We start from the raw sequence: 20,606 nt of genomic DNA, 5'->3' as shown, positions 1-20,606 counted from the left end.
CATGGACGACGGCCCGGGCGCGGACTATATCCGCCATGGCCGCAGCAGGCTTTCGCCGCGCGCGCCGGGGACCTGTGTGCCCCTGCGTCTGTCGCGCGATCGCGCAACCGGATGTCCGGGCGGCCTTTGCCAGAGGAAGCTCTCCATGCCGTCAGTCGACACTCACTCCACCCGCCGGGATCTCTCCGTCGGGCGTAAGAAGTATGCCTATTACAGCCTTGCTGCCGCAGAGGAAGCCGGTCTGACCGGGATTTCCCGCCTGCCGCGCTCCATGAAGGTGCTGCTTGAGAACCTGCTCCGCAACGAGGATGGCGTCTCGGTCACGGCCGAGGACCTGAAGGCGGTCGCCGCCTGGGTCGAGAACAAGGGCACGGTCGAGCACGAGATCGCCTTCCGCCCCGCGCGCGTGCTGATGCAGGACTTCACCGGCGTTCCGGCCGTGGTCGACCTGGCCGCCATGCGCGATGCCATGGCCAAGCTGGAAGCCGACCCCAAGAAGATCAATCCGCTCAACCCGGTCGATCTGGTCATCGACCACTCGGTCATGGTGGACCACTACGGCACGCCCGAAGCCTTCGAGGCCAACGTCGCCCGCGAGTATGAGCGCAACATCGAGCGCTACAAATTCCTGCGCTGGGGTTCGTCGGCCTTCAACAATTTCCGCGTTGTGCCCCCGGGCACCGGCATCTGCCACCAGGTGAACCTGGAGCATCTGGCCCAGACCGTCTGGACCGCCGAGGAAGGCAAGAAGACGGTCGCCTATCCCGACACCGTGGTCGGCACTGACTCCCACACCACCATGATCAACGGCCTGTCGGTCCTGGGCTGGGGCGTGGGCGGCATCGAGGCCGAGGCCGCCATGCTGGGTCAGCCGATCCCGATGCTGATCCCCGAGGTGATCGGCTTCAAGCTGACCGGTCGGCTGCCGGAAGGCGCCACCGCCACCGATCTGGTGCTGACCGTCACCCAGATGCTGCGCAAGAAGGGCGTGGTCGGCAAGTTCGTGGAATTCTTCGGCCCGGGCGTGAACGTCCTGACCATCGAGGACCAGGCCACCATCGCCAATATGGCACCGGAATATGGCGCGACCTGCGGCTTCTTCCCCGTGTCGCAGGCCACCCTCGACTATCTGACCGCCACCGGCCGCGACAAGGCGCGGGTCGCCCTCGTCAAGGCCTATGCCGAAGCCCAGGGCCTGTGGATTGATGAGTCGTCCGAGGATCCGGTGTTCACGGACGTTCTGGAACTGGACATGGGCGAGGTCGTCCCCTCGCTGGCCGGACCCAAGCGCCCGCAGGACCGCGTCGAGCTGTCCAACGCCGCCCCGGCCTTTGCCACTGCGCTCAAGGACGTCTTCAACCGCGAGGGGGATGCCCCGCGCGTGGCGGTCGAAGGCGAGAAATTCGATCTGGGCGACGGCGACGTGGTGATCGCCGCCATCACCAGCTGCACCAACACCTCCAACCCGTCGGTGCTGATCGCCGCCGGTCTGGTGGCGCGCAAGGCCCGCAAGCTGGGCCTGTCGGTCAAGCCGTGGGTCAAGACCTCGCTGGCGCCCGGCTCGCAGGTGGTCACCGACTATCTGACCGCCGCCGGCCTGCAGGAAGACCTGGACGCCATGGGCTTCAACCTGGTCGGCTATGGCTGCACGACCTGTATCGGCAACTCGGGCCCGCTGGATCCTGCCGTGTCGAAGGCCATCAATGACAATGGCCTGGTGGCGACCTCGGTGCTGTCGGGCAACCGGAATTTCGAAGGCCGGGTGAACCCCGACGTCCAGGCCAACTATCTGGCCAGCCCGCCGCTCGTGGTGGCCTATGCCCTGGCCGGCTCGATGCGGATCGACATCACCCAGGAGCCGATCGGCAAGGACAAGAAGGGCAAGGACGTCTTCCTGAAGGACGTCTGGCCGACCACCAAGGAAATCGCGGACATCCAGAAGAAGGCCGTCACCCCGGCCATGTTCGCCAAGCGCTATGCTGACGTCTTCAAGGGCGACAAGCACTGGCAGGCGATCTCGGTCGAAGGCGGCCAGACCTACGCCTGGGACGACAGCTCGACCTATGTGCAGAACCCGCCCTACTTCGACGGCATGACCATGGAGCCGGCGGCGATCACCGATATCGTCGAGGCACGTATCCTCGGCATCTTCGGCGACTCCATCACCACAGACCACATCAGCCCGGCCGGCTCGATCAAGAAGAGCTCGCCCGCCGGCGCCTATCTGACCGATCACGGCGTCGATGCGCTGGACTTCAACTCGTACGGGGCCCGGCGCGGCAACCACGAGGTGATGATGCGCGGCACCTTCGCCAACATCCGCATCCGCAACAAGATCACCCCGGACATCGAAGGGGGTGTCACGAAGCACTTCCCGTCGGGCGACACCATGTCGATCTATGACGCGGCCATGCGCTACCAGGCCGAAGGCCGCCCGCTGGTCGTGTTCGCCGGCAAGGAATACGGCACGGGCTCGTCGCGCGACTGGGCGGCCAAGGGCACGCGCCTGCTGGGCGTCCGCGCGGTCATCGCCGAGAGCTATGAGCGGATTCACCGGTCCAACCTGATCGGCATGGGCGTCGTGCCGCTGCAGTTCAAACAGGACGGCTGGACCAAGCTGGGTCTGACCGGCGATGAAATCGTCACCATCCGCGGCCTGTCGGACGCCAACATCGGCAAGCTGAAGCCCCGTCAGGACCTGTGGGTCGAACTGTTCCGCGCTGCTGACGGCAAGATGGCGCGCTTCCCGGTCCGCTGCCGGATCGATAACGCCACTGAGCTGGACTATTTCCGCGCCGGGGGCGTCATGCCCTACGTCCTGCGGAACCTGGCCCGCAACGAGGGCTAGGTCCCGCCTGATCGATCAAGAGGGGCGCGAGCGATCGCGCCCCTTTTTTCGTGGCGGAATCCCGGCCAGGGTTTCCGCTTCCAGGGAGGGCAATCCATGCGCGCCATCAGTCGCGGTTTCATGAACCTGTTCCGGTTCGGCGGTCGGGACAGCCCCGGCCAGTTCTGGCCCTATGCGGCCGTCGCTTTCGTTATCGGTTTTGCCGTGATGGGCTTCGGCGTGGCGATGGCCATGGAGCCGCTGTTTGAGCAAGCCCTTCTCGCCGCACAGCAAAACCCCGACTCGGTGCACGTCACGCAGTCGCCGACCCACTACTCCGTGCAGATCGAACCCGGCGCCGGGTTCACGCCCGACTTCTCGAACTTCTTCCTGGCCCTCGGCGCGGGCGCCGCGCTGCTGATCGGTCTGCTGGCGGCGGCGGTCACGCGAAGGCTGCATGACCGCGGCCTGTCCGGCTTCATCGGATCGGTTCCGGTCGTCTTTCTGGTGACCGGACTGATCGGCATGCAGAGGTTGATGGGCGCCCTTGACTTGCCTGACTTCGACGAGCGCCTGTTCATCCTGATCTTCCTGAACAATCTGATCTATATGGCCTCGTTGGCCGGGCTCGTCATTTTGCTCATCCTGCCCGGTCAGCCGCGCAGGAATGCCTTTGGCGATCCTGCAGGACCGCCGAGCCCTCCCGTCGTCGACTGAACCGCAAAGCCCCCTGTCGGGGAAACGCGGGGCCCGCTGATCAGCCGCGTGTGGCGTTGTGCGGACCCGGGCGGCGCGGATTGCGCGAGAAGGCGGCGTCGCAGAGCGCGCGACCGAAGGCCTCGGCCACGATCATCTGGCGGTCGCCGAAAAGGCCCGCCACGCGTCCGCCGGCGTCCACCTCGACCTCCAGCGGGTAGCGGCCGACGACGGTGCCCGAGCGCGGATCGACCAGCTCGGCCGTGCCACGCGCATAGTGGGTGCCGTGCCCCCGCACCGCCATCGTCAGACGGCCTTCGCGGTCGATATCCTCGATATGCAGGCGCAGATCGAGCGGCCAGGTGCCATACGCGCAGGTGCGCATTTCCTCGCCGACCTCCTCCATGAAGGTCTCGCCGACGTCATCCTCGGCCTGGAGCCAGCCGGTGGACAGGGTGATGGTGCCGATCGAGGCGGTCTCGGCCAGACCGGGCGGCAGGTCGAGCGGCGGGCCCCCCTCGATGACGGGGGCGCAGGCGGCGGTGGCCAGAACGGCGAAGGCCGCGACGGAGAAAAGGGCGGGGCGGATCATTTCAGGGACCGGGGTTATGGAAGACCTGAACCGCGTCATGACCCGGCTTTTCGTCAGCGCCTAATGTATTTTCAGCAATGAAGGCGGCGACGTGCCGCTCCTCAGTCCAGGGTCAGGGCCTCGGCCAGCAGGCGCGCTTCGGCTGCGCGGCTGGAGCCCGTCCGCCAGGCCACCACGATCTCACGCCGCGGCGCCTCGGCGCTGATCGGCCGGATCACCACGCCCGGATCGTCGGCCAGTCCGGCGCGGACCGCCATTTCCGGCAGGAAGCTGACGCCCAGTCCCGAGGACACCATCTGGACCAGGGTGTGGAGCGAGGTCGCGGCAAACACATCCTCGCCGCGCGGCGCCTCGATGTCGAAGGCCGCCAGCGCCTGGTCCCGCAGACAATGGCCGTCCTCCAGCAGGATCAGATCATCGGCACCCAGAGACCCGGGCGGAATGGGGCCCGAGCCGGCCAGCCGGTGCCCGACCGGGGCAGCGGCCAGAATTTCGTCATCGCCGATGCGCGCGTGGTCGATGCCCGGGGCGTTGTAGGGCAGGGCAATGACGGCGGCGTCCAGCTGGCCGGCCTTCAGCCCCGCCACCAGACGCGGGGTCAGGTCTTCGCGGATGAACAGACGCAGCGCCGGATACCGCGCCTTCAGCCCCGGCAGCTTGGCGGGCAGCAGGAAGGGCGCGACGGTCGGGATGACGCCGAGGCGGAACCGGCCGGACAGGGGCTTGCCGGCATTGCGGGCCGCCTCGACCAGGTCCTCGGTGCGGGCCAGCACATCCTCGGCCCGCCGCACGGCCTCGGCCCCGACTGCGGTCAGCTGCACCCGGCCCCGCGTCCGCTCGACCACGGCGGCGCCCAGAATCCGCTCGAGTTCCTGCACGCCCGAACTGAGGGCTGGCTGACTGACGTGGGCGGCTTCGGCCGCGCGACTGAACGAGCCGTGCTCGGCGAGAAGCTTCAGATACTGCAGCTGGCGCAGGGTGGGCAGCACGGGCGGTCTCCTTGGAACACCCCCTCCTACACCGGCCCTTCGCATAAGCGAAATCTATTCGCAACCGCGAAAGGATTGATTTGACTTCCGGCCCGCGAGCCCCCAAGTGCCACCCAAGCGGTCGGCTCCCCCCGGCCCTTGACCCTGCAATTCCAGCAACCCAAGGAGAGCCCATGCTCGGCGTTGGAGAAAAACTGCCTGAATTCAAGATCATCGGCGTGAAGCCCGGCTTCAACAGCCACGAGGAAAACGGCGTCTCGGCGTTCGAGCCGATCACCGAAGCCAGCTTTGAAGGCAAGTGGAAGGTCATCTTCTTCTATCCGAAGGACTTCACCTTCGTCTGCCCGACCGAAATCGCCGAATTCGCCTCGCTGGCCCGCGACTTCGAGGACCGCGACACCGTGGTGCTCGGCGGCTCGACCGACAACGAATTCGTCAAGCTGGCCTGGCGCCGCGACCACGCCGACCTGAACAAGCTGCCGATCTGGCAGTTTGCCGACAACGGCGGCAAGTTCGCCCGCGAGCTGGGCATCCTGAACGAGGAAGAAGGCGTGGCCCTGCGCGCGACCTTCGTCGTCGACCCGCACAACGTCGTCCAGCACGTCTATGTGACCAACCTGAACGTCGGTCGCGCCCCGGCTGACACCCTGCGTGTCGTTGACGCCCTGCAGACCGATGAACTGTGCGCCTGCAACCGCCCCGTCGGCGGCGAGACGCTGGCTGCGTAAGCAGTGACGTCGTAATCCTCCCCCGCGAAAGCGGGGGAGGGGGACCGCGAAGCGGTGGAGGGGGCGACCCCATCCACCGCGCCCGGTCCGCCCCCTCCACCACGCTACGCGTGGTCCCCCTCCCCCGTTCGCTACGCTCCTGGGGAGGATCTAGCCGGAGCCATACCCAATGTCCCTCGACACCCTGCGCGACCTGATCCCCGCCTATGCCAAGGATATCTCGCTGAACCTCGGTTCGCTGGCCAGCGAGACCGTGCTGAACGACCAGCAGAAGTGGGGCTGTTTCCTGGCCTCGGCCCATGCCGTGGGCACGGTGCCGGTGGTGCGCGCGATCGAGGCCGCTGCGGCCGGGAAGCTGACGCCGGAAGCCCTGAATGCGGCACGGTCGGCCGCCGCCATCATGGGCATGAACAACATCTACTACCGGTCCCTGCACCTGATGAAGAACAAGGAGTACGGGACCCTGCCGGCGCGGCTGCGGATGAATGTCATTGGCAACCCCGGCGTCGACAAGATGGACTTTGAGCTGTGGTGCACCGCCGTGTCGGCCATCAACGGCTGCGGCGCCTGTATCGACGCCCACGAGGCGCCCCTACGCCAGCACGGCTTTACGGCCCCCCAGGTCCAGGCCGCCCTGCGCATCGGCGCCGTGGTGCATGCCGCCAGCCGCATCGTCGCCTCGGCCGAGGCGCTGAACGCCTGATCAGTGGGCGGCGGCGCAGGCGTCCATATGGGCGATCCAGCGTGCAAAGCCGCCGCCCATGACCCCGTCAACCGGCTCGGCCATGGCCCCAACGCCAGGTCCCTCGACGACGAAGGTCCAGCTCGGCCGGACGACACCGTCGACCAGGGCATAGGTCACGACCAGATCGGCCCGCGTGGCCATGGTCCGCAGCGGACCGAAAGGCGCGTGAAGGCGGACCTCGCCAAACGCTACCGACTCGACCCGGCCATGGTCGAAGCGTGAACCATCCGGCATGGCTTCGCACCAGCAGCCGCCGGGCGCGAGATCGAGGCTGAGGTTGGCCGCATCGCCGGTGTAGCTGTGCGCAGGGTCCCACCACTGCCCGACCTGCGAGAAGGCGTCTGCCACTCCGGCCGGGCCCATCCGCGTCTGTCCTTCGAACCTCAGGGTGAAGGCGTTCTCGCTGCGTGAGATGATCTCGGCTGCTGCGGGCGACGCCGTCACGACAGCCAGGGCGAGGGTCGCGAGGATCGCGGGGATGCGCATGATCAGGCCTTCTCGAAAGTCAGGGGTCCGCCCCAAAAGCGTTCGATCCGCTCGCCCTGCCCGCCGGGGGAGCCGGTCGTCAGGAACCGCAGCCGGCCCTGATCGCCCAGCACATATTCAGGATGGCGGGCGAAATAGCGGTCCAGCGCATCGGCCACGGCATCCGGCTGACCGATCACGGGCGTGCCCTCGGGCAGGGCCTCGGCGAACAGGTGGGCGACGATGCCATAGTGGGTGCAGCCCAGGATGACCTTGTCGGGCCAGCGGCCGATGCGACGGCGCAGCGCCTCGACGTGATCGCGCACCGTGGCCCGGAGTTCATCCTCATCGACACCCGCCTCGATCTGACCGGCCAGGCCGGGGCAGGGCTCGGTGAAGACGGCCAGGTCCTCGCGTCGCTTGTCGATCTCGATCTCATAGACGCGGCTGTTGGCCGTGGCCTGGGTGCAGAACAGGCCCAGCACCTCGACCGCCGACTTGCGCTCGTCGCGGAAACGGTCGTCGGTTTCGCGCGCATAGGTCCAGGGCAGGCCGGTGGCCGCCTCGATCGTCGGCACGATGATCCCCAGCACATTGACGGGCCGGCCAAAGGTCCGAACGGCCTCGGGCACCCAGGTCTGCTGGAGACGCCGGAGGGCGATGGCCGAGGCGGTATTGCAGGCCAGCACCACCACCGACGCGCCTTCGGCGAACAGGCGCTCGCATCCCGCCCGGGTCAGGTCGACGATCTCCTCGCCGGCCCGGCCGCCGTAGGGCGCATGCTTCTGATCGGCCAGATAGATGAGGTCCCGGCCCGGGAAACGGCGCGTCAGGGTGTGGTGGATGGTCAGGCCACCCACGCCGGAATCAAACACGCCAATGGCCATACAGGCCCTCCAGGGTCGCGAAAACGGGCAGGCCCGCAAGCCCTCCCTCTTGCCCGCGCACCCTCACCTGATGCAAGTCTTTGCGAAAGAGCGCACCGAAACCCACATGAGGGTGTCAATGACCCATGGCCGCCGTTGGCCCGGGGCGTGCGACAGGACACAAAGGGAGTCATTCATGGACAGACGCCAGCTTCTTGCAGCGGGGGGCAGCCTGTTCGCCCTTACGGGGTGCGCGAACATGGGCATGGGTATGGGCGGTGCGCCCGTCGGCCTCTCGCCCGAGGATCTGGCCCGCGACGCGGCCATCGCCCGCGCGGTCCTGCCGCAACAAACTCCGCGCGCGGAACTGCTTCAGCCCTGGACCGGCCCGTATGAGGGCCTGCCGCCCTTCCCGGCCGCCACGCCCGAGAAGCTGAAGGCCGCGATTGTCGAGGGCATCGCGCTGCAACGCGCCGAGATCAACGCCATCGTCAACAACCCCGAGCCGCCGACCTTTGCCAACACCATGGTCGCCCTGCAGATGGCGGGTGAGCCGCTGGACCGCGCCCTGACGGTGTTCGGGGTGATGACCTCCAACATAGGCTCGGAAGACTATCAGGCCGTCGATACCGAGGTGTCGCCCCTGCTGTCGGCCGCCGGTGACGAGATCACCTTCAACGCCGGACTGTTCGAGCGCGTCCGCACCGTGGCCGACAACGCCCGCGCCATGGGCCTGACCGCCGAGCAGACGCGGGTGGCCGAGCGCAGCCGCGACAGCTTCATCCGTAACGGTGCCGCCCTGGACGCGGCCGGCAAGGCCGAACTGGGCCGGATCAACACCGCCCTGTCGAGCGCCTTCACGCGCTTCGGCCAGAAGGTCGTCGCCGACGAGAACACCTGGACGGTCCTGACCGACGAGTCGCAGACCGCGGGCCTGCCGGCCTCGAACAAGGCGGCCGCCGCGGCCGCCGCGCGCAATCGGGGTGTCGAGGGCTGGGCCATCGTCAACACCCGCTCCAGCGTCGACCCGTATCTGAGCTTTGCCGACGACCGCGCCATGCGTGAGGTGGTGTGGCGCAAATTCGTGAACCGCGGTGACAATGGCGACGCCAACGACACCAACTCGACCATCGCCGAGATCGTGCGCCTGCGCGCCGAACGGGCCCGCCTGCTGGGCTATGGCAACCATGCCGAGTGGCGCATGCAGGACACCATGGCCAAGACCCCCGAGGCCGCCATGGACCTGATGATGCGGGTCTGGGAACCGGCCAAGGCGCGCGTGGCCGAAGAGGTCGCCGACATGCGGGAGATCGCCGGTCACGAGATCGAGCCGTGGGATTACCTGTACTATGCCGAGAAGGTCCGGAAGGCGAAGTACGACCTCGACCAGAACGAACTGAAGCCCTACTTCGAGCTCAACAACGTCAAGCGCGGCGCCTTCTACATGGCCGAGCGCCTGTACGGCTTCACCTTCACCCCGCTGCCAGCGGGGACCGTGCCGGTCTTCCATCCGGACGTCGAGGTGTTCGAAGTCAAGGACAAGGCCTCGGGCCGCCATGTGGGCCTGTTCTACTCGGACGACTTCGCCCGGCCGGGCAAGCGGTCGGGGGCGTGGATGACCACCTATCGCTCGTACTCGACCTATGACGGGGTCAAGAATGTGCTGGCCTCGAACAACAACAACTTCATCAAGGCCGAGGGCGACGAGCCCATCCTGATCTCGCTGGACGACGCCGAGACCCTGTTCCACGAGTTCGGCCACGCCCTGCACTATCTGTCGTACAGGATCACCTATCCGGCGCTGGGCGGCACGCCGCGCGACTACGTCGAATATCCGTCGCAGGTGCACGAGCACTGGGTGCTGTCCCGCCCGATCCTGGACGGCTTCATGAAGCACGTCGAAACCGGTCAGCCGATGCCGCAGGCACTGGTGGACAAGATCGAGGCCGCCTCGACCTTCAACCAGGGCTATGCGACCGTCAGCTATCTGTCGTCGGCCCTGGTCGACATGGATCTGCACACCCGCGCCACCCCGCCGACCGACATCGACGCCTTCGAGCGGGAGAGCCTCGCGCGCATCGGCATGCCCAAGGAGATCGTGATGCGGCACCGCTTGCCGCAGTTCAATCACCTGTTCACCTCGGATGCCTATTCGGCGGGCTATTACAGCTATCTGTGGTCCGAGGTCATGGACGCCGATACCTGGGCCTATTTCGAGGGCTCGGGCGATGTGTTCAATCCGGACATCGCGGCCCGCTACAAGTCGATCATCCTGTCCGAGGGCAATACGACGGATCGTGGCGAGGCCTATCGCCGCTTCCGCGGGCGCAACCCGGATGTCGACGCCCTGCTGCGCGTGCGCGGTTTTCCCGTCAACTGATTGACGCTACCGCTCGCCGCGCGGCGGCTCGCTGCTTGAGCGTGATGAGCATGGGATATGGGCCGGTAGAGCGATCCACCGGCCCGTTTTCATGTCAGCCGCTGTTCCGGAGACCTGCGGCGATCCCGTTCAGCGCAACCAGGATGCCCTCGCGCACGGCGGGGTCGTCGTCGCCCGCGCGACGGCGCCGGATCAGATCGACCTGCACATGGTTGAGCGGCTCGATATAGGGCAGGCGCAGCCGGATCAGACGGGCCAGCTCCGGCTGGCGCTCCAGCAGGCTGGTCTGGCCGGTCAGGCGCATCACGGCATCATGGGTCCGCTGCCATTCCGCTGCGATCCGGCCATGGATGTCCTCGGCCAGGGCCTGATCGGGCACCAGACCCGCATAGCGCCGCGCGATGACCATGTCGGACTTGGCCATGACCATCTCCATGTTCTGGATCAGGGTCGACAGGAAGGGCCATTCGGAGACCAGCCCGGTCAAGGTCTCCACATCCCCCGCACCCAGACTGTCGATAGCCGAGCCGAAGCCGTACCAGCCGGGCAGCATGACGCGCGACTGGCTCCAGCTGAACACCCAGGGGATGGCGCGCAGGTCCTCGATGCGGGTGGACGAACTGCGCGAGGCCGGGCGCGAGCCGATCTTCAGCTCGGACAGTTCCGAGATCGGCGTGGCCGCGCGGAAATAGTCGACGAAGCCCGCCGTGTCATAGACGAGAGCGCGGTAGGCCTTCATGGAGGCCTGGCTGAGGCGTGAGATCAGATCGCCGTGGCGCTCGGCCGGACCCTCGCCCGACTCGCGGCGCAGCGAGGCCAGGATCACGCCGCTGGTCAGGGCATCCAGATTGCGACGTGCCACGCCAGGCTCGCCGTATTTGTTGGCGATCACCTCGCCCTGTTCCGTCACGCGGATGCGGCCCTCGACCGTGCCGCGCGGCTGGGCGACGACGGCCCCGAAACTGGACCCGCCTCCCCGACCGACGGCCCCGCCGCGACCGTGGAACAGCTGCAGGCCGACACCCGCCTCGCGCGACACATCGCGCAGGGCCCGCGACGCGTGGTTCAGCTCCCAGGTCGAGGTCAGATAGCTGCCGTCCTTGTTGGAATCCGAATAGCCGATCATCACCTCCTGCACCCCGCGCGAACGGGCGAGGGCCAGAGGCGCCGGCTCGGCCATCAGGGCGCGCAGGGTGACGGGGGCCGCCTGCAGGTCAGTGATGGTCTCGAACAGGGGAACGGCCTGGATGGGACAGGTCTCGGGCGAGGCCGGGTCGAACAGGCCGACTTCCTTCAGCACCAGATAGACTTCCAGAAGGTCCGAGGGGCTCTCGGTCTTGGAGACGATATAGGTGCGGATCGCGGCCGGGCCGAAGGTCTGGATGGCCTCGGCAGCCGCCTGCAGGATGGCGCGCTCCTTGAGGGTCTCTTCGGCATAGTCGCCCGCCCCCGGGACGAACAGCGGGCGACGACTGGCCAGTTCGGTGCGCAGCAGCGCCATCCGCCCGGCCTCGTCGCGTGCCTCATAGTCGTCGGCGACGCCCGCGACCCGGAACAGGTCGGCCACCACCCGCTCGTGGACATCGGCATTCTGGCGCATGTCGAGCACGGCCAGATGGAAGCCGAACGCCTCCACCCGGTCGATCAGGCGTGACAGGCCGTCGTCACGGAAGGCCTGGGGGTCCGCGGCCAGCAGCGCCTGCCGCAAGATCTGCAGATCGGCGACGAAGGCCTCGGGCCGGCCGTAGGGCTCGGCGGCAAAGCCTGCCGGACGCGGCGGCGGGGCACCGACCTTGGCCTGATAGTCGGCGGCCAGACGCGCATAGATGCGGGTGAGGGCCCGACGAAACGGCTCGCCCGCCCGGTGGGGCGAGGTATCGCCCGACGCCGCCGACAGGGCGGCCAGTTCGGGCGTCAGGTCGACCAGGGCGTCGGACAGGCTGAGCTCGGCCCCGAGCGCATGGACATCGTCCAGATAGGCGCCCAGCGCCGCTTGCGACTGGGTGCGGAAGGCAGCCTTCATGACGTCGGCGTCGACATTGGGATTGCCGTCGCGATCGCCGCCCACCCAGCTTCCGACCTTGAGGAAGGGCTTGAGGTCCGGCGCCTCCAGCCGTTCGCGCCAGGCATTCAGATGCTCGGGCACGGCCTCGAGGAAAACCTGCTCGAGGAAGGAGACTACAGTGTCGATCTCGTCCTGCACCACCAGACCCGAGGTCCGGACCAGTCGCGTGGCCCACAGCAGGAAGACCTGACGGCGCAGGGCGCGGCTGGCCCCCTGGCCCTCGCCGCGTCCGTCCAGTAGGGCAGACAGGGCCGCGATGCGGTCCAGCACACTCTTGCGCCGCACCTCGGACGGGTGGGCCGTCAGCACCGGAGAAATCAGTCCCTTGGCCAGAATGTCGGCCACGGCCTTGCGGTCCGCGCCGCCGCGCGACAGCCAGGCCAGCGCGGCCTCGGGCGTAGCGGTGGACTCTCCCGCCGGGGCTGAATCCGCCTCTGCCTCGCGGGCACGGCGGCGCGCTTCGCGGTCCTCGGCGACATTGGCCAGCAGGGAGAAGACCGCAAAGCCGTGCGACAGGCCCACCGCCTGCTCCGAGCTGAGGCCCGCCAGCAGGCGCTCCATTTCGGTGACGTCCCGGGTGTCCGCGCCGTCGCGGTGGTAGGCGACCGAGGCCCGGCGGACCGCCTCGATCCGGTCGTACAGATCCTGGCCTCCGGCCTCGCGGATGACGTCCCCCAGCACGGCGCCCAGCAGGCGGACCTCCTCGCGCAGGCGGTCGGCAGGCAGGGCGTCGGCGGGCAGGGTGTCAGTCATGAGGTCTCCTTGAAGATCGACGATAGGCGTGCGAACCCCTGCGGGGATAGGCGACACGCCCCTGCGTAACGGAATTTGCGTAGTTCGGTGCCCTGCGGACGGGCCCTTTGGCCCGCCCAGCCGGGGTCGGCTTGCCCTTTTCGCGGTTTTCCGCCATACACCGCCGCTTCCGGCGCAAGTTGACCTCGCGCCCTCCACCCGGACGACCCCCGATCCTCGCTTCTGGACACGGGCTGAGCCGGGAGAGGCCCCCAGCCGACGTGATCGTCCGCTGGGGCTGATCTCGTTTGGAGCCTCGGGGTCATTCTGCGCGAGACCTGAGGTTCTGATGTTCGAGGCTCTGAACGAGCGACTGACAGGCGTCTTTGACCGGATCACCGGCCGCGGCGCCCTGTCCGAAAAGGACATTGCCGAGGCCATGCGCGAGGTGCGCGTGGCCCTGCTCGAGGCCGACGTCGCCCTGCCGGTGGTCAAGGACTTCATCGCCTTCGCCAGCGAGAAGGCCAAGGGCGAGGAGGTCATCCGCTCGGTCCGGCCGGCCGACCAGGTGGTCAAGATCGTCTATGACGGCCTGATCGAGATGCTGGGTGGCGAGGAGCCGGTCGGCATCAATCTGAACGCCGCCCCGCCCGCCGTGATCCTGATGGCCGGCCTGCAGGGCTCGGGCAAGACCACCAGCTCGGCCAAGCTGGCGCTGCGCCTGACGAAGTTCGACAAGAAGAAGGTCATGATGGCCTCGCTGGACACGCGGCGTCCGGCGGCCATGGAGCAGCTGGCCACCCTGGGCCAGCAGATCGAGGTCGCGACCCTGCCCATCGTGGCGGGCGAGAGCGCGGTCCAGATTACCAAACGTGCGCTGCAATCGGCGAAACTGCAGGGCTTTGACGTCCTGATCCTGGATACCGCCGGCCGCATAACCCTCGACGAAGGGCTGATGAATGAGGTGGCCGAGGTCGCCGCGGTGTCGAAGCCGGTGGAAACCCTGCTGGTCGCCGACAGCCTGACCGGTCAGGACGCAGTGCGCACTGCGCGCGCCTTCCACGAGCGGTTGCCGCTGACCGGTCTGGTGCTGACCCGCGCCGACGGCGACGGGCGGGGCGGAGCCATGCTGTCGATGCGGGCCGTCACCGGCCTGCCGATCAAATACATCGGCGCGGGCGAAAAGGTTGACGCGCTCGACGTGTTCGACGCCCGCCGCGTCGCCGGCCGCATCCTGGGCCAGGGCGATATCGTGGCCCTGGTCGAAAAGGCCAGTCAGGACCTCGATGCCGCCAAGGCCGAGGCCATGGCGAAGAAGCTGGCCAAGGGCAAGTTTGACCTGGACGACCTGGCCGGCCAGCTGGCCCAGATGAAGCAGATGGGCGGCCTTCAGGGCATCATGGGCATGCTGCCCGGCGTGGCCAAGATGAAGGCCCAGATGGCCGACTCCGGCGTCGACGACCGGATGATCGGACGCCAGCAGGCCATCCTCAGCTCGATGACGAAGGCCGAGCGCAAGAAGCCCGACCTGCTCAACGCCAGCCGCAAGAAGCGCATCGCCGCCGGCGCCGGCGTCGAGGTGCAGGAGATCAACCGCCTGCTGAAACAGCACCGCCAGATGGCCGATATGGTCAAGTCCCTGGCGCGCGGCGGACCCAAGAAGATGCAGCAGATGGCCGCCATGCTGGGCGGTCTCGGCGGCGGACCCGGCCAGCCTGACATGGCCCGGCTGAAGGCCATGGGCGGCGGGCGGATGCCCGAGCCCTCGGCCGAAGAGATGAAGGCCATTCAGGACCGGCTGTCCGGTCTGGGTGGCGGCATGCCCCCCGGTGGACTGCCCGGCCTGCCCGGTCTGCCCACCAAGAAATCCTGACCCTTTTCCCTAAAGAAAGAGACTGAAAATGCTGAAGATTCGTCTGTCGCGTGGCGGCACCAAGAAGCGCCCCTACTACCACATCGTCGTCGCCGACAGCCACGCGCCGCGCGATGGCAAATTCATCGAGAAGGTCGGCAGCTACAATCCGATGCTGCCCAAGGACGGCGAGACCCCCCGCGTGGCCCTGAAGGCCGACCGCATCGCCGAGTGGCTGGGCAAGGGCGCCCAGCCGACCGACCGCGTCGCTCGATTCATCAGCCAGAGCCAGGACGAAGCCCTGGTCGGCAAGGTCAAGTGGACCCAGGGCAACAATCCGAACAAGGGCCAGCCGGGCAAGAAGGCCCAGGAACGCGCCGCCGAGCGCGCCCAGCGTGAAGCTGACCGTCTGGAAGCCGAAGCCGCTGCCAAGGCCGAAGCCGCCGAAGCCGCTGCCAAGGCCAAGGAAGAAGCCGAAGCCGCCAAGAACGCTCCGGCGGAAGAAGCGCCCGCTGCGGACGCTCCGGCTGAAGAGGCTGCTGCCGAAGAGGCTCCCGCCGCCGAAGAGGCGACCGAGGAAAAGGCCGAGGGCTGATTTCCCCGCGCAACATGAACAGGGGCGGTGTCCATGCGGCACCGCCCTTTTTCATGGGCGCCGGTCTGCTGTAGAGGCTCGGACATGACGACCGACAGATTGATCCTGGTGGCCCAGGTGGGCGGCGCCTTTGGCGTGAAGGGCGAGGTGCGCCTGACCACCTTCACGGCCGAACCCATGGCCGTGATGGACTATGGCCCGCTGTTGCGCGCCGACGGCACCCCGGCCCTGACCCTGACCACCGCCCGGCCGGACAAGAAGGGCGTGGTGGGCCGCGCCGAACAGGTGAAGACGCGCGAGGACGCCGAGGCCCTGCGCGGCCTCAAGCTCTACATTGCCCGCGACACCCTGCCTCCGCCCGAGGAAGACGAATTCTACCTGGCCGATCTGATCGGGCTGGAGGCCCGCGACGCGGCCGACGCCGTGATTGGCACGGTGCGAGCCGTCCAGAATTTCGGCGCCGATGACATGCTCGAGATCACGCCCGCCGGCGGCGGCCAGACCTGGTATCTGCCCTTTACCCGCGAGGCCGTGCCCGAAATCCACACGGCCGACGGCTGGCTGCGGGCGCTGCGCCCCGCCGAGGTGGGTGAACGCGAGCCGGACTGACGGCTGCACCCCTTAGCGTCAGGCCTTGCGGGCAGTGCGCAGGATCTCGAGCTCTTTGGCAGGAAATGCGGTGCCCCAGCGCTTCTCGTAGTCGGCCTCCCCCAGTTCAAAGTGTATCCGATCTGCCTCTCTGAGCACGGCTCGAACGAACGAGTCGGCAGCCATGACGGCGGAGAAGCGCTCGACGCCCGGATCAAATGCCGAGGACCGGCAAATGTGCGGAAACTGAAGTAGTCGCAAGCGCACTTCGTTTGGCGCATCGCGGTCAAGCACCCAGCGGGTTTCCACAGGCTCCCCGTCGAAGCTGAACCTGCAACTGTCAGCTCCCCGCAAGAGATCCACCGCTGCGCGGATCATATCGCCCAAAGCGTCGGTCGAGTTGCTGACGCCGTCGGTTTCGAACGAGTGATCCCCACAAGAGACGGCGACGCTGGCCCAGCCGTGGTCCTCTATGTCGAGCCGGATTCGAAAGCTCGCCGCCAATACTATTCCTCGGCGTCGCCCAGACCCATCATGTGGAAGCCGGCGTCGACGTGGACGACCTCGCCCGTGGTCGAGAAGCCGAGGTCCGAGCACAGCCACAGGGCACAGCCGGCCACGCCCTCCATCGAGGTGTCTTCCTTCATGGCCGACATGGCGCGGCCCTGGGCGATCATGCCGCGACCGCCCGAGATGCCGGCCAGCGACAGGGTACGCATGGCGCCCGCCGAGATGGCGTTGACGCGGATGCCCTTGGGCCCGAGGTCGCGGGCGATATAGCGGGTCGCGGCTTCAAGCCCGGCCTTGGCCACGCCCATGGTGTTGTAGTTGGGGATGGCCCGCTCGGCGCCGAGGTAGGTCATGGTGACCATCGACCCGCCGTTCGGCATCAGTTTCGCGGCCCGCCTCGCCACATCGACGAAGCTGAACACCGAGATGTTCATCGCCAGCAGGAAGCTGTCGCGGGTGGTGTTGTCGACGAACGAACCCTGCAGCTCGTTCTTGTTGGCGAAGGCCACCGAATGGACCACGAAATCGATGGTGCCGAAGGTCTTTTCCAGCTCGGCAAAGGCGGCGTCCATCGAGGCGTCGTCGGTGACGTCGGCCTGGACGATCAGCTTGGCGCCCACGCTCTCGGCCAGCGGGCGCACCCGGCGCTCCAGTCCTTCGCCCAGATAGGTGAAGGCCAGCTCGGCGCCCTGGGCGGCCAGTTGCTGGGCAATGCCCCAGGCGATGGAGTTGGCGTTCGCCACCCCCAAGATCAGGCCCTTCTTGCCCTTCATCAGGTCGCCGGTGGGGAAGGTCCAGCCGCTGTCGGAAGCCATGGTCGTCTCCTCGGAAATCAGGGCGGGAGGGTTAGCAGGGCCTCCGCCCGGGGAAAAGCACCTGTTTGCCGTCAGTCCACCGCGCGCCAGCGCCGCAACCGCTCAAGCAGGGGATTGGCGGTCACGCCATGGATGACAATGGAGGCGAGGATGACAAAGCCCAGAATGGACCACAGCCGCTCGCTGGAGCCGAAGTCTCCATGGTTGATGCCATAGGCGACATAATAGACCGACCCGATGCCCCGGATCCCGAGGAAGGCCATCAACAGCTGGTCGCGGAAGGGCTCTCGCGAGCCGATCATGGCGATCATCCCGGCGACCGGCCGCACGATCAGCAAAATGGCCAGGCCGATCGCCGCGTCGGTCCAGGTCAGGGAGTCCATCAGGCCGTTGGCGATCGCCCCGCCGAACAGGACCAGCACCAGCATGATCAGCAGCCGTTCGAACTGATCGGCGAAATGGTGCATCTCCCTGTGGAAGTCATTGTCCCGCTCCCAGGCGCGGATGGTCACCCCGCATACGAACACGGCGAGGAAGCCGTACCCGTGCGCCACCTCGGCCACCGCATAGGCGATGAAGGTGGCGGCCAGCGCCACCAGTCCGTCGCCCAGACGCGACAGACCCGCCTTTTCACTGGCAAAGATCAGCCAGCCCAGCCCCTTGCCCACGAGGAAGCCCACGCCGGCGCCGGCCAGCAGCTTCCAGACCACCTTGATGGTGAACCAGTCGGTCAGGGCCGCGGTCGAGGCCAGCCCGCCCAGCGACACCAGAATGGCCAGATGAACAAAGGGGAAGGCGAGAGAATCGTTCAGCCCGGCCTCGGACGTCAGGCCGAAACGCACCTCATCGTCGTCGCCGGACTTGGGCGGACCGACCTGGACGTCGGCGGCCAGCACCGGATCTGTGGGAGCCAGCGAGGCGCCGAGCAGCAGCGCCATCGCCAGCGAGAAGCCAAGGCCGTACAGGCCGAGCGCCATCACGCCGAGGATGGTCAGCGGCATGGCGATCGCCAGCAACCGCCATGTCGAGCCCCACGCCCGCCAGCCCAGCGGCCGGTCGAGCTTCAGCCCCGCCCCCATAAGGCTGATGATCACCACCACCTCGGTCACCCGCTCGGTCAGCGTATCCCAGGTCCGGGGGTCCGGATTGAAGTTCAGCGCGCCGACGCTGAACACAGCAATCCCCAGCAGGACGCAGACGATCGCCAGCGTGAGCGGCGTCTTCTTGAGGCCGACGGGGGCCCAGGACACCATCAGCACGACCACGCCGAGGCCGAGCAGGAACAGGATGTAGGACTCAGGAGGCGTCAGGGGTGATCTCCGGCATAGTCAGGTCTGGTAGATTGGCGCGGCGGCGGTGTGCTGGCTAGGGTCAGATCGCCGGGTCCTGCGCCCGCCAGAGAAAGGCTTCAGCATCATGCGCGTTCCCTTTGGCTTGTCCGCGACCGCCCTCCTTGTCCTTGGCACAGCCGCGGCAGCTCCGCCCCCTCGCCTGCCGATCGCGATCGAGGTTCTGCCCCTCAACGCCACCACCCATGGCGACAGCCGCTATGTAAAGGGTCTGGTCGACAGCGCGGGAGAACCTTCTGCCTGGTTCGAGTATCAGCCCTCGCAGATCGAGCCGGGCAGTCTGGAGCGCTGTGCGGACAGCACCCTGTCCGGCGCCGTCCACTGCGTCCGCTACCATCTGGCGGACCAGAACCTGCGTGAGGTGAGGCCGGTGCATGTGGTCGTGGTGATCGGCGAAGGCCCGATGCCCTCTGTCCGGTGCATCGGCATCGGCGGCGAGGATCACCGCGCGGAGGTGCAGACCATCACCGTCAATCCCGCTTCCCGGGCCTATGCCAGCGCGACCGAGTTCAACCGTGACCTTGGCGCCGTAGCCGGATGCATCACCGCCGCCGGGGCCGAGAGCGGCTGGTAGCCGCTCAGACCTTCGACAGGATCAGGGTGCCGTTGGTGCCGCCAAATCCGAACGAGTTGGACATGACGTGGGTCAGTTCGCCGTCGTGCCGCTTGCGCAGGATCGGCATGCCCTCAAACTCGGGGTCGAGGGTTTCGATGTGCGCGCTCTCGCAGGCGAAATTGTTCTGCATCATCAGCAGGCAATAGATCGCCTCCTGCGCGCCGGCCGCGCCCAGGCTATGGCCGGTCAGGGACTTGGTCGAGGAGATCATCGGCAGCTGGTCGCCGAACACATTGCGGACGGCGCCCATCTCCTTGGAATCGCCCACCGGCGTCGAGGTGCCGTGCGGGTTGAGGTAGTCGATCCGGGGATTGCCGGCCATTTCCAGCGCAATCTTCATGCAGCGCTCGGCGCCCTCACCCGAGGGGGCGACCATGTCATAGCCGTCGGAATTGGCGCCATAGCCGGTCACTTCGGCCAGGATGGTCGCGCCCCGCGCCTTCGCCCGCTCATACTCTTCCAGCACCACAATGCCCGCCCCGCCGGCGATGACGAAGCCGTCGCGGTCCTTGTCATAGGCCCTAGAGGCGACCGACGGCGTGTCGTTGAAGTTGGACGACATGGCGCCCATGGCATCGAACAGGTTCGACATGGACCAGTGGATGTCCTCGCAGCCTCCGGCGAACACCACGTCCTGCTTGCCCCAGGCGATCTGTTCGGCGGCCGCGCCGATGCAGTGGGCGCTGGTCGCACAGGCCGAGCTGATCGAATAGTTGATGCCCTTCATCTCGAACCAGGTGGCCAGCACGGCCGAGGGGCCGGACGCCATGGCCTTGGGCACGGCGAACGGTCCGATGCGCTTGGGCGAACCCTTTTCCATCGTGGTCTGGGCCGCTTCGAGGATCACGCGTGTCGAGGGCCCGCCCTCGCCGACGATCAGGCCGATGCGGTCGTCCTTGATCTCGTCCGCCGTCATGCCGCTGGAGGCCAGGGCCTCGTCAAAGGCGATGTGCGCCCAGGCCGTACCATCCGCGAGGAAGCGCGCCGCCCGCCGGTCGACCAGCTGGGTCCAGTCGCCGACCTGGGGCGGGGCCCAGACCTGGCTGCGGAATCCGTGCGCCGCGTGATCGGGCGCCGCGACCACGCCCGAGCGGGCATGGCGAAGCGACTCGGTGACGGCGGCGGCGCCGGTCCCGATCGAGGAGACGATACCCAATCCTGTAACTACGACACGCCGCATAGTGGTTCTTGCTTTC

The 20,606-nt window shown here is 67.4% G+C and carries 18 protein-coding genes; 9 read left to right on the top strand and 9 right to left on the bottom strand.

The annotated features are described in order from the left end of the window. Window positions 1-145 precede the first annotated feature (145 nt). Both acnA and LC068_RS10485 read left to right on the top strand, forming a co-directional pair. The gene (gene acnA / locus LC068_RS10490; protein ID WP_226636974.1) at window positions 146-2,848 is read left to right on the top strand and encodes an aconitate hydratase AcnA; all 2,703 of its coding nucleotides are present in this window, start codon (window positions 146-148) and stop codon (window positions 2,846-2,848) included. Between the two features lie 120 nt (window positions 2,849-2,968). After that, a complete protein-coding gene (locus tag LC068_RS10485) occupies window positions 2,969-3,544 on the top strand; it encodes a DUF805 domain-containing protein (RefSeq protein ID WP_226636971.1) in 576 nt (191 codons plus the stop codon). A 40-nt stretch (window positions 3,545-3,584) separates the two neighbouring features. On the opposite strand, the gene LC068_RS10480 is transcribed toward LC068_RS10485, so the two are convergent. Both LC068_RS10480 and LC068_RS10475 read right to left on the bottom strand, forming a co-directional pair. Further along, complete coding sequence (locus LC068_RS10480) at window positions 3,585-4,115, bottom strand: hypothetical protein (protein WP_226636968.1); 531 nt, start codon at window positions 4,113-4,115, stop codon at window positions 3,585-3,587. A gap of 101 nt (window positions 4,116-4,216) precedes the next feature. Then, a complete protein-coding gene (locus LC068_RS10475) occupies window positions 4,217-5,104 on the bottom strand; it encodes a hydrogen peroxide-inducible genes activator (protein WP_226636966.1) in 888 nt (295 codons plus the stop codon). A gap of 173 nt (window positions 5,105-5,277) precedes the next feature. Between LC068_RS10475 and LC068_RS10470 the strand changes: the two genes are divergently transcribed. After that, the gene (locus LC068_RS10470) at window positions 5,278-5,832 is read left to right on the top strand and encodes a peroxiredoxin (RefSeq protein ID WP_226636964.1); all 555 of its coding nucleotides are present in this window, start codon (window positions 5,278-5,280) and stop codon (window positions 5,830-5,832) included. Between the two features lie 169 nt (window positions 5,833-6,001). Beyond that, complete coding sequence (locus tag LC068_RS10465; RefSeq protein ID WP_226636962.1) at window positions 6,002-6,535, top strand: carboxymuconolactone decarboxylase family protein; 534 nt, start codon at window positions 6,002-6,004, stop codon at window positions 6,533-6,535. On the opposite strand, the gene LC068_RS10460 is transcribed toward LC068_RS10465, so the two are convergent. Together LC068_RS10460 and LC068_RS10455 are read right to left on the bottom strand one after the other, a co-directional pair. Beyond that, window positions 6,536-7,063, bottom strand: a complete 528-nt coding sequence (locus LC068_RS10460) for an SRPBCC family protein (RefSeq protein WP_226636960.1) — start codon at window positions 7,061-7,063, stop codon at window positions 6,536-6,538. It abuts the gene before it with no gap. 2 nt (window positions 7,064-7,065) lie between these two features. Continuing rightward, window positions 7,066-7,929: a glutamate racemase gene (locus LC068_RS10455; RefSeq protein ID WP_226636957.1), complete on the bottom strand. Its 864-nt coding sequence runs from the start codon at window positions 7,927-7,929 to the stop codon at window positions 7,066-7,068. Between the two features lie 175 nt (window positions 7,930-8,104). Here LC068_RS10455 and LC068_RS10450 point away from each other — a divergent pair, with 175 nt between their 5' ends. Beyond that, complete coding sequence (locus LC068_RS10450; protein WP_226636955.1) at window positions 8,105-10,288, top strand: M3 family metallopeptidase; 2,184 nt, start codon at window positions 8,105-8,107, stop codon at window positions 10,286-10,288. 94 nt (window positions 10,289-10,382) lie between these two features. On the opposite strand, the gene ppc is transcribed toward LC068_RS10450, so the two are convergent. Next, window positions 10,383-13,106 (bottom strand): phosphoenolpyruvate carboxylase, encoded by a 2,724-nt coding sequence (gene ppc / locus LC068_RS10445; RefSeq protein ID WP_226636953.1) that lies wholly within the window; start codon window positions 13,104-13,106, stop codon window positions 10,383-10,385. A 328-nt stretch (window positions 13,107-13,434) separates the two neighbouring features. Between ppc and ffh the strand changes: the two genes are divergently transcribed. The 3 genes from ffh (at window position 13,435) to rimM (ending at window position 16,141) form a co-directional block, all read left to right on the top strand. Continuing rightward, the gene (gene ffh, locus LC068_RS10440; RefSeq protein ID WP_226636951.1) at window positions 13,435-14,958 is read left to right on the top strand and encodes a signal recognition particle protein; all 1,524 of its coding nucleotides are present in this window, start codon (window positions 13,435-13,437) and stop codon (window positions 14,956-14,958) included. Window positions 14,959-14,986: 28 nt separating this feature from the next. Then, the gene (gene rpsP / locus LC068_RS10435; RefSeq protein ID WP_226636949.1) at window positions 14,987-15,532 is read left to right on the top strand and encodes a 30S ribosomal protein S16; all 546 of its coding nucleotides are present in this window, start codon (window positions 14,987-14,989) and stop codon (window positions 15,530-15,532) included. An 84-nt stretch (window positions 15,533-15,616) separates the two neighbouring features. After that, window positions 15,617-16,141: a ribosome maturation factor RimM gene (gene rimM, locus LC068_RS10430; RefSeq protein WP_226636947.1), complete on the top strand. Its 525-nt coding sequence runs from the start codon at window positions 15,617-15,619 to the stop codon at window positions 16,139-16,141. Between the two features lie 18 nt (window positions 16,142-16,159). Here rimM and LC068_RS10425 read toward each other — a convergent pair whose 3' ends face one another. From LC068_RS10425 to LC068_RS10415, 3 genes are all read right to left on the bottom strand, one after another. Next, window positions 16,160-16,624: a hypothetical protein gene (locus LC068_RS10425; protein ID WP_226636945.1), complete on the bottom strand. Its 465-nt coding sequence runs from the start codon at window positions 16,622-16,624 to the stop codon at window positions 16,160-16,162. 2 nt (window positions 16,625-16,626) lie between these two features. After that, window positions 16,627-17,445, bottom strand: coding sequence for an enoyl-ACP reductase FabI (locus LC068_RS10420; RefSeq protein WP_226636944.1), 819 nt, complete (start codon window positions 17,443-17,445; stop codon window positions 16,627-16,629). Between the two features lie 71 nt (window positions 17,446-17,516). After that, window positions 17,517-18,698 carry a cation:proton antiporter gene (locus tag LC068_RS10415; RefSeq protein WP_226636942.1) on the bottom strand — a complete coding sequence of 394 codons (1,182 nt, stop codon included), beginning with the start codon at window positions 18,696-18,698 and terminating at the stop codon, window positions 17,517-17,519. Window positions 18,699-18,861: 163 nt separating this feature from the next. On the opposite strand from LC068_RS10415, the gene LC068_RS10410 reads away from it, so the two are divergent. Beyond that, window positions 18,862-19,368, top strand: coding sequence for a hypothetical protein (locus tag LC068_RS10410; protein WP_226636940.1), 507 nt, complete (start codon window positions 18,862-18,864; stop codon window positions 19,366-19,368). A 4-nt stretch (window positions 19,369-19,372) separates the two neighbouring features. On the opposite strand, the gene fabB is transcribed toward LC068_RS10410, so the two are convergent. After that, the gene (fabB, locus tag LC068_RS10405; protein ID WP_226636938.1) at window positions 19,373-20,590 is read right to left on the bottom strand and encodes a beta-ketoacyl-ACP synthase I; all 1,218 of its coding nucleotides are present in this window, start codon (window positions 20,588-20,590) and stop codon (window positions 19,373-19,375) included. Window positions 20,591-20,606: the final 16 nt, after the last annotated feature.

The organism is Brevundimonas poindexterae, assembly GCF_020524625.1.
Lineage (GTDB): Bacteria > Pseudomonadota > Alphaproteobacteria > Caulobacterales > Caulobacteraceae > Brevundimonas > Brevundimonas poindexterae_A.
This window is presented reverse-complemented; position numbering and strand designations above follow the sequence as displayed.

What these genes read in the sequence shown, in the direction of transcription:
- rimM (WP_226636947.1), top strand. Translation starts at nt 15,617, where the DNA reads ATGACGACCGACAGATTGATCCTGGTGGCCCAGGTGGGCGGCGCCTTT.
- LC068_RS10410 (WP_226636940.1), top strand. Translation starts at nt 18,862, where the DNA reads ATGCGCGTTCCCTTTGGCTTGTCCGCGACCGCCCTCCTTGTCCTTGGC.
- fabB (WP_226636938.1), bottom strand. Translation starts at nt 20,590, where the DNA reads ATGCGGCGTGTCGTAGTTACAGGATTGGGTATCGTCTCCTCGATCGGG.
- rpsP (WP_226636949.1), top strand. Translation starts at nt 14,987, where the DNA reads ATGCTGAAGATTCGTCTGTCGCGTGGCGGCACCAAGAAGCGCCCCTAC.
- LC068_RS10415 (WP_226636942.1), bottom strand. Translation starts at nt 18,698, where the DNA reads ATGGTGTCCTGGGCCCCCGTCGGCCTCAAGAAGACGCCGCTCACGCTG.
- LC068_RS10450 (WP_226636955.1), top strand. Translation starts at nt 8,105, where the DNA reads ATGGACAGACGCCAGCTTCTTGCAGCGGGGGGCAGCCTGTTCGCCCTT.
- ppc (WP_226636953.1), bottom strand. Translation starts at nt 13,106, where the DNA reads ATGACTGACACCCTGCCCGCCGACGCCCTGCCTGCCGACCGCCTGCGC.
- acnA (WP_226636974.1), top strand. Translation starts at nt 146, where the DNA reads ATGCCGTCAGTCGACACTCACTCCACCCGCCGGGATCTCTCCGTCGGG.
- LC068_RS10460 (WP_226636960.1), bottom strand. Translation starts at nt 7,063, where the DNA reads ATGCGCATCCCCGCGATCCTCGCGACCCTCGCCCTGGCTGTCGTGACG.
- LC068_RS10470 (WP_226636964.1), top strand. Translation starts at nt 5,278, where the DNA reads ATGCTCGGCGTTGGAGAAAAACTGCCTGAATTCAAGATCATCGGCGTG.
- LC068_RS10420 (WP_226636944.1), bottom strand. Translation starts at nt 17,445, where the DNA reads ATGGCTTCCGACAGCGGCTGGACCTTCCCCACCGGCGACCTGATGAAG.
- LC068_RS10455 (WP_226636957.1), bottom strand. Translation starts at nt 7,929, where the DNA reads ATGGCCATTGGCGTGTTTGATTCCGGCGTGGGTGGCCTGACCATCCAC.
- LC068_RS10480 (WP_226636968.1), bottom strand. Translation starts at nt 4,115, where the DNA reads ATGATCCGCCCCGCCCTTTTCTCCGTCGCGGCCTTCGCCGTTCTGGCC.
- LC068_RS10485 (WP_226636971.1), top strand. Translation starts at nt 2,969, where the DNA reads ATGAACCTGTTCCGGTTCGGCGGTCGGGACAGCCCCGGCCAGTTCTGG.
- ffh (WP_226636951.1), top strand. Translation starts at nt 13,435, where the DNA reads ATGTTCGAGGCTCTGAACGAGCGACTGACAGGCGTCTTTGACCGGATC.
- LC068_RS10465 (WP_226636962.1), top strand. Translation starts at nt 6,002, where the DNA reads ATGTCCCTCGACACCCTGCGCGACCTGATCCCCGCCTATGCCAAGGAT.